We start from the raw sequence: 15,808 nt of genomic DNA on the forward strand, positions 1-15,808 counted from the left end.
CTCGGTGATGTCCTGGCCGGCCGGCTGCCGGCCGGCCGCCCGGACCTCACTTCTCGGGGCGTCGGCCCTGAGACACGCACAACAACGCACCGCCGCCATCCCATCGGACTCCTCTCAAGGACGGACCACTTGAGCGCCATCAGCATCGGACAGGCCATCGTTCTCGGCGTCGTCGAGGGGGTGACCGAGTTCCTGCCGATCTCCTCCACCGGCCACCTGAAGATCACCGAGGGGCTGATGGACATCCCTGTCGACGACAAGGCCGTGGTCGCCTTCACCGCCGTGATCCAGGTCGGAGCGATCGCCGCCGTCCTCGTCTACTTCTTCAAGGACATCGTGCGCTTCGTCACCGCCTGGGGACGGGGTCTCGTGAACCGCGAGGAGCGTTACCACCACGACTACAAGTTCACCTGGTGGGTCATTTACGCGACCATCCCCATCGTCGTCGTCGGCCTGGCGGCGAAACCGCTCATCGAGGGCCCACTCGCCTCGCTGTGGGTGGTGGCCGGCTCGCTCATCGTCGGCAGCGGTGTGATGTGGGCGGCCGACCAGATGGGCCGGCACAAGCGCGGCGAGGACGACACCTCGTTCAAGGACGCGATGCTGGTCGGCTCCTCGCAGATCCTGGCCCTTCTCTTCCCCGGCTTCTCCCGCTCCGGCGCCACCATGTCCACCGGCCTCATCCTCGACCTGGACCGGGTCGCGGCGACCCGCCTGTCGTTCTTCCTCGGCATTCCGTCCCTGACCGGCGCCGGGCTCTACGAGCTGAAGGACGCGGTCGGCGGCGGCGTGGGCGCGCTGCCGCTCGCCGTCGGCACGCTGGTGTCGTTCGTCGTGGCGTACGCCTCGATCGCCTGGCTGCTGAAGTTCGTCGCCAAGCACTCCTTCAACGCCTTCGTCATCTACCGCATCGTCGTCGGCGTCCTGCTGTTCGGCCTGCTGGGTACGGGGATCCTCAACGCGTGACGGCGGCGCCGCGGGGGACGGCGAAATCGGCGAGCGCCGCCGTGCCCGGCGCGAGCCGGGCCCACGTGCCGGGCAGCACCAGAACCGCGACCGCGGAGGTCGGGAACTTCACGTGGGCCCGCGCAATTGCCTTGTCGTCCCCGTCTCCCGCCAGGGACAGGACCAGGTCCTGCACTCCGGGCTGGTGGCCGATCAGCAGCACGGTCCGCCGCCGCTCCGGGACATCGCGCACGACGGCGACCAAGGCGGACGCGCTCGCCTCGTACACCCGCGGCTCGAACACCACCTCCGGTGCCGCGCCCAGTTCCGCCGCGACCAAGCCCCACGTCTGTCGGGTGCGCCGGGCGGTCGAGCAGATGACCAGGTCGGGCACGCACTGTGCCTCGTACAGCCGGCGCCCAGCCGCCGGGGCGTCCCGGCGGCCCCGGCCGGCCAGCGGGCGTTCGTGATCGGGTACGCCGTCCGGCCGGGCCGACTTGGCGTGCCGCAGCACGATCAGCCGGGCCGGTGCGGGCCTGGGCACGGTCTCACCCCGCTTCCGGCAGCGGGACGCGCCCGATCTCGCGGATGAGTTCCAGGCCGAGCATCCGGTCCGGAGAGGCGAAGGTCTCGAACCTCGCACCCTCGGGCATGCCATCGGCAGCCTCGGCGCGGAGCAGCAGGTCGAGGACGGCCGGTGTGTGCCGCCGGCCATCCTGGGACGAGCCCTCGCCTGACAGCGTTCCGTCCTTGAAACGCTCCTCAGTCATGGGAACAGCATAGGTACGAGCGGCCCCGACCTCCCGGCTCGTCACTCCGAGTCCTGCGACGAGGGATCCAGTCGCGGCCGGAACCAGTTGCGAAGATGTGAAATCGCCGGTCTGCGCTCACCAGTCAGGAATCGCGTCGCTCATGCCGTCGTCTCCGGGGCGATCTCCTCGATCAGGCCCTCGACGAGCGTCTTGATCTCGTCGCGGATGGGGCGGACCGCTGCGACGCCCCGGCCTGCCGGGTCCTCCAGCTTCCAGTCCAGGTAGCGCTTGCCGGGAAAGACCGGGCAGCTGTCGCCGCAGCCCATGGTGATGCAGACGTCCGACTCCTTGACCGCGTCCACGGTGAGGATCTTCGGGGTCTCGGCGGAGATGTCGATGCCGACCTCGGCCATCGCCTCGACGGCGGCCGGGTTCACGGCGTCGCCGGGGTTCGATCCCGCCGAGCGGACCTCGACGCGGTCCCCGGCCAGGTGGGTCAGCCAGGCGCCGGCCATCTGGGAACGGCCGGCGTTGTGGACACAGACGAACAGCACAGAGGGCTTGTCGGACATCAGAGATCTCTCTTGTCTCACGACGGAATCAGCTATCGGTGATATCGACACCAGGTGATATCACCACCCGGTGGTGTCAGTCGCCGCTGATGTGACAATATCAGTCCATGATGACGTCAGTTGACACTGACCTGATTCGGGTTCTCGCCGACCCGCTCAGGCTCCGGATCGTGACCCTGCTCGCCCACGAGACGCTCTGCACCACGCATCTGGTCAAGGAGACCGGTGCCAAGCAGACGAACCTCTCCAACCACCTGCGCGTCCTGCGTGAGGCCGGGGTGGTGGAGACGGAGCCCTGCGGGCGCTTCACGTACTACAAGCTCCGTCCCGACGTCATCGAAGCAGTGGCGGGCTCGTTCAGTGCCCTGGCCGCGACCGCCCGTGCCACCCGAGCCGCCGACACGAAGAGGTTCTGTCCGTGACCAGCGCCGAACCGGCCGCCACCCCACGCACGCAGTCCGGGGAAGACTCGGTCGTCGCCAAGCTCTCCACGCTCGACCGCTTCCTCGCCGTGTGGATCCTTATCGCGATGGCCCTCGGCCTGGGCCTGGGCCGCCTGATCCCCGGCCTCGATGACGCGCTCGCCGAGGTCGAGATCGGCGGCATCTCGCTGCCGATCGCCGTCGGCCTGCTGATCATGATGTATCCGGTCCTGGCCAAGGTCCGCTACGACAAGCTCGACGCCGTCACCGGTGACCGCAAGCTCATGGCGTCCTCCCTGGTCATCAACTGGATCGTCGGCCCGGCCGTCATGTTCGCGCTGGCCTGGATCTTCCTCCCCGACCTGCCCGAGTACCGCACCGGCCTGATCATCGTCGGCCTGGCCCGCTGCATCGCCATGGTCATCATCTGGAACGACCTGGCCTGCGGCGACCGCGAAGCCGCCGCCGTGCTCGTGGCGCTCAACTCGGTCTTCCAGGTTGTCGCGTTCGGGGTGCTCGGCTGGTTCTACCTCGACCTCCTGCCCGGCCGGCTCGGCCTGGGTGACGGCCGGCCCCTCGACATCTCCATGGGGAAGATCGCCCTCAACGTCGTCATCTTCCTCGGCGTCCCGCTGCTTGCCGGATTCCTCACCCGTCGCATCGGCGAGAAGAAGATGGGCCTGGAGAAGTACGAGAACAACTTCCTCCCCAAGATCGGCCCTTGGGCCCTCCACGGACTGCTCTTCACCATCGTGATCCTCTTCGCCCTCCAGGGGAAGACGATCACCTCACAGCCGCTGGACGTTGTCCGTATCGCGCTGCCGCTGCTCGCCTACTTCGCCGTGATGTGGTTCGGCACGTTCCTGTTCGGCAAGGCCATCGGCCTGAACTACGACCGCACCGCGACCCTCGCCTTCACGGCGGCGGGCAACAACTTCGAACTGGCCATCGCGGTCGCCATCGCCACCTTCGGCGTCACCAGCGGCCAGGCCCTCTCCGGGGTTGTCGGTCCGCTCATCGAGGTCCCCGTCCTGGTCGCACTCGTCTACGTATCGCTGGCCTGGCGCAAGAAGTTCGCGGCCACGGCCCTCGCCACCTCTGGAGGCGAAAGCTGATGCACTGCCTCTACTGCCGTGCAACCGGAACCGGAATTGGAACCTCCACCGTCGGTGTCTGTCAGAGCTGCGGCGCCTGAGTCGGAGCGACGCACGCCCGCATCGCCACCCGCACGGTGCGGCGCGGCGCTCTGATCGAAACCCCCGATGAGGGCGAGGCCCGTACGGTCTTGTGCCCGGTATGCGCCACAGCCGAGGCACCGGCCGCGACAGCCCTGGCGTCGTGACCACGACGACCGATGTGGTGGTGATCGGCGGCGGACCAGGCAGGGCTTGCCGCCGGTTACGTACAGGTCCGCGGTGTCCACCGCGACGGACCGCGCCTGCGCGTCACGACAGATGCGCCTGTGCTTCGGCCCGGGGCGCCATGCCGTCATCGCCCTCCGGTACGTCCCTGCTCGTCGGAGCTCGGGGTGGTCAGCTCCGCGACGCCAGCATCTGGCCCATCGCGGCCAGGACGGACGGCTCGACCCGGTAGTAGACCCAGGTGCCCCGCCGCTCGGAGGAGAGCAGGCCGGCTTCCTTGAGCTTCTTCAGGTGGTGGGACACGGTCGGCTGGGAGACGCCCACGTCGGAGATGTCGCACACGCAGGCTTCGCCGCCCTCGTGCGAGGCCACCAGCGAGAAGAGGCGCAGCCGGACCGGATCGCCGAGCGCCTTGAACATCGCGGCCGTCCGCACGGCCTCCTCGGCGGTCAGGGCGCGCTCGGTCATCGGCGGGCAGCACGGTGCGACCTCGGGCTCCAGCACCGGCAACGCCTTCACGTTCGACATATGTCTATGTTGACACACATCGAACCAGGCGTCCGGGTGCTCGGCCGGCGGTCAGGGGCGGGCGAGGTGCCTGGCCAGGCGGCGGGCGATGCGGTCGGCGTCGCGGCCGACGTCGCACAGGGGGGCGGAGGGCAGGCTGCGCTGCCAACTCAAGGCCGACGAGGCCGAGCCAAGGATGGGCGAGGGGCGTTCCGTCCAGGTGCCGGGATGGCCGTTCTCGTCGAGCGCGCCGAGCGGGGCGAGGCAGGCGAATGCTTCGGGGGAGTGGCAGTCCTTCACATGCAGTACCCGCCCCGTGCAGGTGTCGAGGCCCGGCAGCGTCGGCAGGTTCGGACGGACCGAAGCCGCCGGTGGCGGCGATTGCGCCGCGCGTGGCCGGTTCGGTGCCGTTCTCCAGGGTGAGACCGAAGCCCCGGTCTGTTCTGCGGACCTGCCTGACGTGGTGCCCGGCGCGGATGTCGGCGTCCAGGTGGTCGGCGTAACGCAAGAGGTACTCGACGACCTCGTCGCGGCGTGGGTACCGGTTCCCGCCGCCTGGTCGAATGCCTCAAGCGCCACGAGATTCGGGCCGCGGCGTCCCGGTGCGTACGTGGCAGCCAGGCCGGACTGTCCGCCACCGATGACCACGACATCGAGATGCGCCATGAATCGCTCTTGATTCGATGAGTGTCTATGTTGACGCATGTCGAAACAGGTGTGACGCTGTCTGTGCAAGCCATCGACGGATGTCGAAACAAAGGGGCGTACACCGTGAACGTGCCCACCGTGGTGATCGGAGCCGGCCCCATTGGCCTGGCGGCCGCAGCGCACCTCGTCGAGAGGGGTATCGACCCGCTGGTCCTGGAAGCCGGGCCGCGGGCCGCCTCCGCCGTGCGCGAGTGGAGTCATGTACGGCTGTTCTCCACCTGGTCCGAGCTCGTCGACCCGGCCGCCGAGAAGCTTCTCGCCCCCACTGGCTGGACCGCGCCGGAAGGCTCCGGCTGTCCCTCGGGCGGCGACTGGGCCGAGCAGTACCTCCAGCCGCTCGCCGAGGTGCTGGGCGACAAGGTCCGTTACGGTGCCCGCGTCACCGGCGTCTCGCGACTCGGCCGCGACCGTGTCGTCGACGCCGACCGTGGTGACCAGCCCTTCACCGTCCACATCGCGCTCGCCGACGGCACCGAGGAGCGGATCACCGCCCGCTCCGTCATTGACGCCTCCGGTACCTGGACCACACCCGGCCCGATCGGCGGCGACGGCCTCCCCGCCCTCGGGGAGCGGGCGGCAGCCGAGCGCATCTCCTACCGCGTCCCCGACCTCAAGGACCCCGCCGTCCGCGCCCGTTACGCGGGCAAGCGCACCGCTGTCATCGGCTCCGGCGCCTCCGCCTTCACGGCCCTCGCCCACCTGTCCGGCCTCGCCAAGGAGACCCCCGGCACCCACGCCGTATGGATCCTGCGACGCGGCATCAGCGGCTCCACCTTCGGCGGCGGGAGCGCCGACCAGCTCCCCGCCCGTGGCGCACTCGGCCTCGCGGCCAAGGCCGCCGTCGACGACGGACACGCCGACGCCGTCACCGGCTTCCGCACTTTCGCCACGGAGAAGTCCGGCGCCCAGCTGGTCCTCGTCGCCGAGGACGGCCGTCGCCTCGACCCGGTCGACGAGGTCATCGTCCTGACCGGCTTCCGCCCGGACACCGGCATCCTGTCCGAGCTCCGCCTGAACCTGGACGAGCGCCTCCAGGCCCCGGTGGAACTGGCCCCGCTCATCGACCCCAACCAGCACTCCTGCGGCACGGTCTACCCGCACGGCGCCAAGGAACTGGCCCACCCGGAGCAGGACGTGTATGTCGTCGGCATGAAGTCCTACGGCCGCGCCCCGACCTTCCTCGCGATGACCGGCTACGAACAGGTCCGCTCCGTCGCCGCCGCCCTCGCAGGCGACAAGGAGGCCGCCGAGCGCGTCGAACTGACCCTGCCCGAGACCGGTGTCTGCGGCGGCGCGGGACTCTTCGACGACCCGAACACCGCCCGGTCCGAGGGTGAAGGCGGAGGCTGCTGCGCCGCCCCGGGCACACTCCAGATCGGCATCGGCGCCCCTGCAGCCACCCCCCACCAGTGACAAGCCCGTCACGAAGACCACGCAGCAGCACATCCGCGCCTCGTCCGCGCCCGCGGTGTCCGTTCATGGTCGAGCCGAGGTTGTTGCTGCCCGTGGTCAGGAACATGGTCGCGGGCAGCGAACCGCCGCTGCCCCCGTGTCCCGTACGCCGTGTCCGCACTGGTCGACGTGAAAGGCGGGGTCGGCACGCCGCTGTCCCAGTTGTTGCCGGCCGAGACGGTGGAGCCGCCGGGCTTGAAGCCGTTGCCGTTGTCGTTGCGTTCGAAGGAGCTGTCGTTCCACCGGTTCCTGCCCTCATGACTGCCGCCCCGGACTGACGGCCGCCCCCGTCTACAGCACGGGGCGGCGTTCCGGTGTGTACGCCCACGGCCGTACCCGTTCCACGGCCTTGCCGACGCGGAAGACGGTCGGGTCGTCGAAGGTGTGGCCCACGATCTGGACGCCCGTCGGAATGCCCCAACTCGACCGGCCGGAGGGGACATTGAGGACCGGGCAGCGGTTGCTGATGTTGAACGGGCTGGTCATCGCGGCCCAGAAGGTGTCGCACTGCTCCTCGCCGTTCACGGTGAGCCGTTCGTCCGCCAGATCGTCGCCCGCGTGCCAGCCCGGCACGGCCGTCGTCGGGCAGAGCAGCGCGTCGAACGGGGCCATGGCCTCGGAGAGCTGACGCTGCAGGCGCTGTTCGGCGCGCAGGCTGTCGAGGTAGCTGACACGGGTGCGGGCGTAGGCCATCGTGTCGGCGAACTTCACGGCGTACGACGAGAGCCGGTCGCGGTCGCGCTCGGCGACCTCGCTGACGACCGCGCCGAAGATGGTGGAGAAATGCCCGGCGACTGCGGTCAGCAGATCCTCCCGGGTCCAGGGCAGTTCGATCTCCTCGACCTTCGCCCCCGCATCGGCGAGTGCCTTTGCCGTGGCCCGCAGATTGGTCTCGACCTCGGGGTGGACGTCGTAGGCGCCGAGCCGGACGCAGAGCGCCAGGCGCAGGCCGGCGGCGTCCTCGTACCGCGTCGGGAGGGTCAGTTTCGGGCGCAGGGAGGTGTGGTCGCGCGGGTCGGGGCCGGCCAGGACGTTCTGGAGGGCGATGCAGTCGTCGACCGTACGGGCCATGGGTCCGTCGCCCCGGTAGTGGTCGGCGACCAGCGGGCCGAGGCCCGGGTTGCGGCCGTAGGGGGCCTTGAATCCGACAGTTCCGGTGAACGCGGCGGGGATGCGGGTGGAGCCGCCGATGTCCGAGGCGGTGGCGAGCAGCGCCGTACCGGCGGCGAGGGCGGCACCGGAGCCGCCCGAGGAGCCGCCGGGCGTGAAGTCGGGGTTCCACGGGTTGCGGGTGACACCCCACAGGCGGGTGTGGGTGTACGTCGCGATGGAGAACTCGGGGGTCGCGGTGCGGGCGTGGATGATGCCGCCCGCCTCCACGACGCGGTCGATGACAGGGGCGTTCTCGGTGGCGATGTTGCCCTGGTTGGTGAGGGATCCCTCGGTGAGGGAGCGGCCGGCAATCGCGTGCTTCTCCTTCGCGGCGACCGGAATGCCCTCCAGAGGGCGGGGCGTGAGGCCGCCCTTGCCGAGGTAGCGGTCCTCGGCGTCCCGGGCCTGTTCAAGGGCCTCGTCGAAGAGGCGCTCGGTGAAGGCGTTGATCGTCGGCTCGACCTTCTCCGTGCGCTCGATGACGGTCTTCATCAGCTCGACCGGCGACAGCTCGCCGGAGGTGAACAGGGCCTGGGCCTCGGTGGCGCTGAGATAGGGGAGGTCGCTGCCGAGAGGATTCGAGGTCATGGGAGAACGTCCTTCCGGTCCGGCGTGAACACGCGAACATGCGTGTATGCCTCGGTGAGGCGCCGCCAGCATCGGAGGTCCGACCGCCGTTACGGCCCGTACTGCACGGATCCGCCACGCAGAGCACGGAAATGCAGGATTACGCAGCCACCGGCTGCACCGTCACGGGCGCATGGACCTCCATCGGCACACAGCCCGCGCTGCGCACCCGGCGCAGCGTGACGGCCCGGTCAAGGACCCGCAGGCACGCGGGGTGCGCCCGCCGGACGTCCGGGTCGGGTGCGCCCGAAGTGCCACGCATCGTGGTACCGCCGCCCATTCCATTGCCGAGTGGTGGCCTCGTTGTCGCGCGGGAGACTGGGACCAGGCACGGTCTACCGGACGAGGCTGGTGGCGATGGGTGTAGCCGATGTTACTTACAGTAGCGACGAATATGGCGGGCCCTCGGCGCGGGCCTGGGCCCGGATCGTGGTCGACATGCACGGCGCGGTGACCGGATGGAGCGCCGCGGCCGAGCGGCTGCTCGGCCACACGGCCGATCGGGTGCTGGGCCGTCCGGTGGCCGAGCTCCTGGCCACGGCCCGGGAACCGGCTGCCGAAACGGGTGGCGGGGTGGTCGCCCTGCGTCATCGTGACGGCCGGGCAGTGTCCTGCCGGCTCGGCATCCGCCCTGAGAAGGGCCCCGGCACCGACGCGGGAGCCGACGCCGAGCCGCGCTGGGAGGTGATGCTCGCCCCGGCCGACCTGACGGACCCGGCATCAGGTCCGGCGCTGGAACAGGAGCTCGACCGGGCGCTTCTGGAGGCGCTGTTCACACAGTCCCCGGTGGGACTGTTCGTCCTCGACCCGCAGTTGCGTTTCAGGCGGTTCAACACTGCCGCCGAATGGATGCGGGGCACCCTGGCCGCGGAGGCACTGGGCAAGCGCCCGACGGAAATATGGCCTGACTTCAGTGCCGAACTGACCGAACGAGTGATGTCGCAGCTGCTTGCCTCGGGGCAGTCGGTGATCGGATTCGAGAAGCGCGGGCGGCCTCCGGGTGACCCTGGTCGCGAGCACGTCTACTCGGCCTCCGCGTTCCGGCTCCAGGACGCGCACGGCCGGACCCTGGGGGTCGCCGACGCAGTCGTCGACGTCACCGAGCGTCATCTGGCGCAGCAGCGCCTCGCCCTGCTCGCGGAAGGCGGTGCCAGGATCGGAACCACGCTCGATCTGCTGCGCACGGCCCAGGAACTGGTCGATGTGGCGGTGCCGCGGCTGGCCGACAGTGCCGCGGTCGAGATCCTGGAGCCCGTACTCACGGGCGAGGACATCGTCCCCGGGCCGGTACCCCCGGATGCGGTGTTGCGCCGGGCGGCCTCCCGTTCCTCCCGGTCCGCTGTGCCGCCCGGGGTGTACGAGGTCGGAGAGGTGAGCACGCTCCCGCTCGCCGCACGGTGCGTCCCGGTACTGGCCGAGCTCCAGCCCCGTCTGGTCAGCCCGGTGCACGCCGACAGCGAGTGGGTGAGCGGGGATCCGGTCCGCGGTGGGCGGATGCTGGAGGAGCAGGTGCACTCGGTCATGTTCGTGCCGCTGGTCACCCAGAACCATGCCCTGGGTCTCGCGGCCTTCTACCGGTGGGGTGACCAAGGCCCGTTCGACGAGAACGATCTGACCCTGGCCACGGAGCTCGCCCGCCGCACGGCCGTGTGCATGGACAACGCCCGCCGCTACCTGCGCGAGCGCAACTCCCTCGTGGCACTGCAACGCAGTCTGCTTCCGGGCGAACCGCCCCATCACAACGGTGTGGAGGTGGCCCACGAGTACGTGCACGCCGGCGCGGGCGGCGACTGGGTCGAGGTCGTACCGCTGTCCGGAGCCCGGGTCGCGCTGGTGTCCGGCAGTGTGCCCGGTCGCGGCGTGCATACCGCCGCAGCCATGGGACGGCTCCGCGCCGCCGTGCACACACTGTCGGACCTGGATCTGGAGCCCGACGAACTGCTCGCCCGCCTCGACGACCTGGTACGCCGCCTTGCGGGGGCCGACGGTGCGAGGGGCGACGGAGCAGGGGGCGACAGCCCCGAGGACACACTCGACGGACCGGAGCGGGAAGCGAGGTCCGGGCTGCCTCCGGTGGGCGACGAGGCCGGATGCAGCTGCCTGTATGCGGTCTACGATCCCATCTCCCAGCGCTGCACCATGTCCGGCGCGGGATGCCCCGGCCCCGTCGTCGCCTTCCCGGACGGCACCGTCAGGGCTCTGGACCTGCCCGACTCCAGGCCACTCGGCAGCCCCGGACCCCCGTTCGAAAAGACGGAGCTCGAACTGCCCGAGGGTTCGACGCTCGCGCTCTACACCGCCGGGCTGCTTCAGGCGCAGCCCGGCGAGTCGGGCCGGGCCGGGCTCGTGGGCCTGCTCGCCCGGTCGCCGGGCTCCGTACGCGAGACCTGCCACATGCTGACCGACGCTCTGGTCCCCGCCCGGCCTCGCGAGGACGCTGCGGTGCTCGTCGTCCGTACGTACGGACTGGGCCCCGGCCGGGTCGCGTCGTGGGACCTGCCGAGTGACCCGGCCGTCGTCTCCACCGCCCGTTCACTTGTCACCCGACAGCTCGGATCATGGGCCCTGGACGAGGCGGCCTTCGCCACCGAACTCATCGCCAGTGAGCTCGTCACCAACGCCATCCGGCACGCCAAGGCCCCGGTACGGCTGCGACTGATCCGCGATGACGTTCTGACCTGCGAGGTCTCCGACGGCAGCAGCACATCACCACGTCTGCGGCATGCCCGCACCACCGATGAAGGCGGCCGTGGGCTGCTGCTCGTCGCTCAGTGCTCCGAGCGATGGGGCACTCGCTACACAGGTGAGGGCAAGACCATCTGGGCCGAACAGAGCGTCGAGATCGCTGCGTGAGCGGTGGGGTGCCGACGATGACGTCGGCGCCCACGGCGCGTGTTCGTTCAGCCTTCGAGCCACCAGGTCCAGGCGCAGGGGACGGCACCGATTGAATGATCAAAGTGGCAGGGGGTTAGCATATGAGCGCCGCCTAGCTCGAAAGATAAACCTGTGACTGTCAATGACGACTCGTTCACCAACTGGAAGAACCGCGAGGAGATCGCGGAGTCGATGATCCCCATCATCGGGAAGCTGCATCGGGAGCGGGACGTCACGGTCCTGCTTCACAGCCGCTCCTTGGTGAACAAGTCGGTGGTCAGCATCCTCAAGACCCACCGATTCGCCCGGCAGATCGCCGGTGAGGAGCTCTCGGTCACCGAGACGCTGCCGTTCCTGCAGGCTCTCACCACGCTCGATCTCGGCCCTTCCCAGATCGACATCGGCATGCTCGCCGCGACGTACAGGACCGACGACCGCGGTCTCTCGGCGGAGGAGTTCACCGCCGAGGCCGTCGCAGGCGCCACGGGTGCCAACAAGATCGAGCGCCGCGAGTCGCGCGATGTCGTCCTCTACGGGTTCGGCCGCATCGGTCGTCTCGTCGCCCGCCTGCTCATCGAGAAGGCCGGCTCCGGCAACGGCCTGCGGTTGCGCGCCATCGTCGTCCGCCAGGGCGGCGACCAGGACATCATCAAGCGCGCCTCGCTGCTGCGCCGCGACTCCATCCACGGCCAGTTCCAGGGCACGATCACCGTCGACGAGGCGAGCAGCACGATCATCGCCAATGGCAACGAGATCAAGGTGATCTACGCCAACGACCCGTCGGAGGTCGACTACACGGCGTACGGCATCAAGGACGCCATCCTCATCGACAACACCGGCAAGTGGCGCGACCGCGAGGGCCTGTCGAAGCACCTGCGCCCCGGCGTCGACAAGGTCGTCCTGACCGCGCCGGGCAAGGGCGACGTTCCCAACATCGTCCATGGCGTCAACCACGACATGATCAAGCCGGACGAGCAGATCCTGTCCTGCGCGTCCTGCACGACCAACGCGATCGTCCCGCCGCTGAAGGCGATGGCGGACGAGTACGGCGTCCTGCGCGGCCACGTGGAGACCGTCCACTCGTTCACCAACGACCAGAACCTGCTGGACAACTTCCACAGCGCCGACCGCCGCGGCCGCTCGGCGCCGCTCAACATGGTCATGACCGAGACCGGTGCTGCCTCCGCCGTCGCCAAGGCGCTGCCCGACCTCAAGGCGCCGATCAGCGGCAGCTCGATCCGCGTCCCGGTGCCGGACGTCTCGATCGCGATCCTCAGCCTGCGGCTCGGGCGCGAGACCAACCGCGAGGAGGTCCTCGACTACCTCCGTAACGTGTCGCTGACCTCGCCGCTCAAGCGCCAGATCGACTTCACCACCGCCCCCGACGCGGTGTCGAGCGACTTCATCGGCTCGCGCCACGCCTCGATCGTCGACGCCGGCGCCACCAAGGTCGACGGTGACAACGCGATCCTCTACCTGTGGTACGACAACGAGTTCGGCTACTCCTGCCAGGTCATCCGCGTCGTCCAGCACGTGTCCGGGGTGGAGTACCCGACCTACCCGGTTCCGGCGGTCTGATCTCGGCGGACTGCCCGACCCGATGTCCTGGCAGGCGGGGCGGCAGTGGGGCGGCAACCGATCCCGATCGGTATCAGGTTGCTCTCCCACCGCCACCCGCAGGCCACCGCCGGCAGCGGAATGGCCCGGCTCGTGCGGAGCCGCGGACGATGTCGATGAATCCGGTGCGCGTCCGGTGATTCGCCGTTCCGGGTGAAATCGACACCGTACAGCCCATTTGCAGTGTCATCAGCGGCACTTGTGGGGTTGTCTGGTGATCCGGAGTCCGGCGGGAGGTGTGCATGGTGCCCAGCAGCGGCAGTGCGATGCGCATGCTGTCCCGTGCCCTCTGTGTGATCACGCTGATCACTCTGGCGACGCTGGCACACGCCGTCTCGGCCCCGTCCGGGCAGCAGCCGATGGTCTCGCATGCCGGCTTGGAAGGCCGCACCGTTCACACCGTGACCGAGGACGTCGACCGTGCCACTCTCCCTGTAGTGGGGTCCGCCGTACCGGACTCCGGAGGTCACGGGGGCGGCCATGGATGGCGAGTGAGTTCGACTTCTGTCGGCAAGCCGAAGCATGCTGCTGACCTCGCGGGTGCTTCCTCTGCCATGCCACACGTGGCCCGCCGGGATGCAGAGGCGGGCAGTGGCACTGCTCGGCCCGCTCCTGCCGCAGCCGCGGGCGCTGCCGGGTTCTCCTCAGGGTGCGCTCTGCGCTGCTGAGCGCACCCGGCCTCTTCGACGACGTGCCTGCCGGCCGGCAGGGCGCCACGGAAGAGGCCTGCCGTCACAGTAGTTGACGCTCATTGACTCCGCAGGAGCACTCCGCCATGCCCGCAGATGTCTTTGCGGCCATGGGCGCGTTGGTACGCGCCGAGGCCGCCCGGAAACTCACCTCACCAGCCCCGCCCGTGAACATCGCCCCGTCCCCACTCGGCGATGGGTCCGTTCACGGCCCCGGTCCGCTGCCACAGGCACCACGCCCTACGAAGGCGCCGTCCGGGTGGTGGCGCCGGGTCGTCGTCACGCGGCACCCCTGGTGTGTCACGTTGTGCCGCCACGACCCACCGGGGACGGCTCACCCCAAACCCCGCCTCTGACTGCTTCCCGGCGATAAGTGGGCCCAGCGGCGTATGCCGCACCGGCTCCTTCTGCTCGGGTGCCTTCACCCAGGTCACAGACGCGCCTCGGGCGCATTGGGGACACCTGCCTGACATGCAATTCTTCATCGATCACGCCCGCGTCCTTCGCGATCGAGCCCTTCGCCGTCGAGCCCTTCGATGCGGCAATGACCTGGCCTGTCCGGCAACGGCGGGTGGCATGACTCCTCACCTCCCGCTGTGACCGGCCCCCGCGTACCCGACCGCGATCGGCACCCCAGGGGCAGGGGGGACGACCCCGCAGCCGGTAAACCGCGCGCCGGAGCGCCGGGACGTGAGGTAGCGGCGTCCTTCGTCGTCTTCCTCGTGGCGCTTCCCCTGTGCGTCGGAGTGGCGACCGCGTCTGGCGTTCCGGCTGAACTCGGCCTGGTCACCGGCATTGTCGGCGGACTGGTGGTCGGCTGTCTGCCTGGCAGCAGCCTGCAGGTGAGCGGCCCGGCAGCCGGCCTGACAGTGCTGGTCCATGAGGCGGTCAGTGCTTATGGCATCACCGTGGTGGGGGTGATTGTCCTCGCGGCAGGCGTACTGCAGCTGGCCATGGGCCTTGCACGCATCGGAGGTTGGTTCCGGGCGGTCACTGTCGCCGTCGTACAAGGAATGCTCGCCGGAATCGGGCTCGTGCTGATCGCCGGTCAGCTCTACGCGATGGCGGACGCGACATCACCGAGTACCGGCCCGGCAAAGATCATCGGTCTGCCGGGATTGTTCGCAGGAGCAGCGGGCTCTTTCGAGGCACAGGCCGCACTCGCACTTGGGGCCACAACCATCGCGGTGATGACCATGTGGAGGTATCTGCCGCACGCTGTACGACGAGTACCGGCTCCGCTTGCCGGGGTCGGTGTGGCCACCGGATTGGCGGTTCTGTCCGAGGCCCCTGTGGCGAAGATCGACGTACAGGGGGTGTTCCAGGCCGTTCAGCCTCCGACCGCAGACGCCTTCGGGCAGTTGGCCGGGGTGAGCGTGGTCGGCACCGTGATCGCCTTTGCCCTCATCGCCTCGGCGGAAAGCTTGTTCAGCGCAGCGGCTGTGGACCGGCTGCACGATGGGCCGCGTACCGACTACGACAAGGAGCTGATTGCCCAGGGCGTCGGAAACACGGTCTGCGGGATGCTCGGCGCCCTGCCGCTGACGGCGGTCATCGTGCGCAGTGCGGCCAACGTCCAGGCAGGTGCGCACACCAAGGCTTCCCGTGTACTGCATGGTGTGTGGCTTCTGCTGTTCGCCGCGATCCTGCCGGCCGCCCTCTCCGTAGTGCCGCTCGCCTCGCTGGCCGGGGTCCTGATCTACTCGGGCGGCAAGCTGATCCCCGTCAGGGAATGGCGCGGACTGTGGCGCGAACAACGCGGAGAGGCCGTGATCCTCGTGGCAACGGCAGCCTCGATCGTCATGGTCAACATGTTCGAAGGCGTGCTGATCGGTCTGGTGTTCGCCGTGGCCAAGACTGCTTGGGACACCTCCCACCTGCGCTTGGAGGTGTCCGATCAGGGCAACGGGCCGGTCAGGGTGTCCCTGATCGGCAACGCCACCTTTCTGCGACTGCCGAAAATGCTGGACGCGTTGGAGGCACTGCCCCGAAACCGCAGCGTGGAAATCGACCTGACGGGCCTGCGGCACCTTGACCACGCGTGCCGCACCGCATTGTCCACATGGGCGGAGCCACGCAATGAGCCTCCGTCAACTTGAAGTCGCAGGTCAAAGGGCTGGTATGACCAGC

15 protein-coding genes are annotated in these 15,808 nt (G+C 69.3%); 8 read left to right on the forward strand and 7 right to left on the reverse strand.

Annotation, left to right across the window (positions count from 1 at the left end; genetic code table 11):
- The first annotated feature begins 129 nt into the window (after positions 1-129).
- A complete protein-coding gene (locus tag ACGFU7_RS25000; RefSeq protein WP_393698392.1) occupies positions 130-966 on the forward strand; it encodes an undecaprenyl-diphosphate phosphatase in 837 nt (278 codons plus the stop codon).
- On the opposite strand, the gene ACGFU7_RS25005 is transcribed toward ACGFU7_RS25000, so the two are convergent.
- The 3 genes from ACGFU7_RS25005 to ACGFU7_RS25015 all read right to left on the reverse strand — a co-directional run bounded on the left by ACGFU7_RS25005 (position 956) and on the right by ACGFU7_RS25015 (position 2,269).
- The gene (locus ACGFU7_RS25005) at positions 956-1,489 is read right to left on the reverse strand and encodes a SixA phosphatase family protein (RefSeq protein ID WP_393698394.1); all 534 of its coding nucleotides are present in this window, start codon (positions 1,487-1,489) and stop codon (positions 956-958) included. The two genes, ACGFU7_RS25000 and ACGFU7_RS25005, sit on opposite strands and share 11 nt — an antisense overlap.
- Before the next feature lie 4 nt (positions 1,490-1,493).
- Positions 1,494-1,715: a hypothetical protein gene (locus tag ACGFU7_RS25010; RefSeq protein WP_393698396.1), complete on the reverse strand. Its 222-nt coding sequence runs from the start codon at positions 1,713-1,715 to the stop codon at positions 1,494-1,496.
- Between the two features lie 140 nt (positions 1,716-1,855).
- Positions 1,856-2,269 carry an arsenate reductase ArsC gene (locus tag ACGFU7_RS25015; RefSeq protein ID WP_393698398.1) on the reverse strand — a complete coding sequence of 138 codons (414 nt, stop codon included), beginning with the start codon at positions 2,267-2,269 and terminating at the stop codon, positions 1,856-1,858.
- Positions 2,270-2,376: 107 nt separating this feature from the next.
- On the opposite strand from ACGFU7_RS25015, the gene ACGFU7_RS25020 reads away from it, so the two are divergent.
- The gene (locus ACGFU7_RS25020) at positions 2,377-2,691 is read left to right on the forward strand and encodes an ArsR/SmtB family transcription factor (protein ID WP_393698400.1); all 315 of its coding nucleotides are present in this window, start codon (positions 2,377-2,379) and stop codon (positions 2,689-2,691) included.
- Positions 2,682-3,806: an ACR3 family arsenite efflux transporter gene (gene arsB, locus ACGFU7_RS25025; protein WP_393698464.1), complete on the forward strand. Its 1,125-nt coding sequence runs from the start codon at positions 2,682-2,684 to the stop codon at positions 3,804-3,806. Before ACGFU7_RS25020 ends, arsB begins: the two co-directional genes overlap by 10 nt.
- Positions 3,807-4,223: 417 nt before the next feature.
- On the opposite strand, the gene ACGFU7_RS25030 is transcribed toward arsB, so the two are convergent.
- Together ACGFU7_RS25030 and ACGFU7_RS25035 are read right to left on the reverse strand one after the other, a co-directional pair.
- Complete coding sequence (locus ACGFU7_RS25030; RefSeq protein WP_393698401.1) at positions 4,224-4,580, reverse strand: ArsR/SmtB family transcription factor; 357 nt, start codon at positions 4,578-4,580, stop codon at positions 4,224-4,226.
- A gap of 51 nt (positions 4,581-4,631) precedes the next feature.
- Positions 4,632-5,225, reverse strand: a complete 594-nt coding sequence (locus ACGFU7_RS25035) for a hypothetical protein (protein WP_393698403.1) — start codon at positions 5,223-5,225, stop codon at positions 4,632-4,634.
- Between the two features lie 105 nt (positions 5,226-5,330).
- On the opposite strand from ACGFU7_RS25035, the gene ACGFU7_RS25040 reads away from it, so the two are divergent.
- Complete coding sequence (locus tag ACGFU7_RS25040; protein WP_393698405.1) at positions 5,331-6,680, forward strand: NAD(P)-binding domain-containing protein; 1,350 nt, start codon at positions 5,331-5,333, stop codon at positions 6,678-6,680.
- Between the two features lie 150 nt (positions 6,681-6,830).
- Positions 6,831-6,980 (forward strand): hypothetical protein, encoded by a 150-nt coding sequence (locus ACGFU7_RS25045; protein ID WP_393698407.1) that lies wholly within the window; start codon positions 6,831-6,833, stop codon positions 6,978-6,980.
- 30 nt (positions 6,981-7,010) lie between these two features.
- Here the strand turns inward: ACGFU7_RS25045 and ACGFU7_RS25050 are convergent, their stop codons facing one another.
- Positions 7,011-8,459 (reverse strand): amidase, encoded by a 1,449-nt coding sequence (locus tag ACGFU7_RS25050; RefSeq protein WP_393698408.1) that lies wholly within the window; start codon positions 8,457-8,459, stop codon positions 7,011-7,013.
- A 139-nt stretch (positions 8,460-8,598) separates the two neighbouring features.
- Positions 8,599-8,760 (reverse strand): hypothetical protein, encoded by a 162-nt coding sequence (locus tag ACGFU7_RS25055; RefSeq protein WP_393698410.1) that lies wholly within the window; start codon positions 8,758-8,760, stop codon positions 8,599-8,601.
- A 95-nt stretch (positions 8,761-8,855) separates the two neighbouring features.
- Here ACGFU7_RS25055 and ACGFU7_RS25060 point away from each other — a divergent pair, with 95 nt between their 5' ends.
- From ACGFU7_RS25060 to ACGFU7_RS25070, 3 genes are all read left to right on the forward strand, one after another.
- Positions 8,856-11,351, forward strand: a complete 2,496-nt coding sequence (locus tag ACGFU7_RS25060; protein WP_393698412.1) for a SpoIIE family protein phosphatase — start codon at positions 8,856-8,858, stop codon at positions 11,349-11,351.
- A 153-nt stretch (positions 11,352-11,504) separates the two neighbouring features.
- On the forward strand, positions 11,505-12,950 hold the full coding sequence (locus ACGFU7_RS25065) for a glyceraldehyde-3-phosphate dehydrogenase (protein WP_393698414.1): 1,446 nt from the start codon (positions 11,505-11,507) through the stop codon (positions 12,948-12,950).
- Between the two features lie 1,324 nt (positions 12,951-14,274).
- The gene (locus ACGFU7_RS25070; protein WP_393698416.1) at positions 14,275-15,777 is read left to right on the forward strand and encodes a SulP family inorganic anion transporter; all 1,503 of its coding nucleotides are present in this window, start codon (positions 14,275-14,277) and stop codon (positions 15,775-15,777) included.
- The last annotated feature ends 31 nt before the right edge of the window (positions 15,778-15,808 follow it).

Origin of the sequence: Streptomyces sp. NPDC048473 (assembly GCF_043200155.1) — a bacterium.
GTDB lineage: Bacteria > Actinomycetota > Actinomycetes > Streptomycetales > Streptomycetaceae > Streptomyces.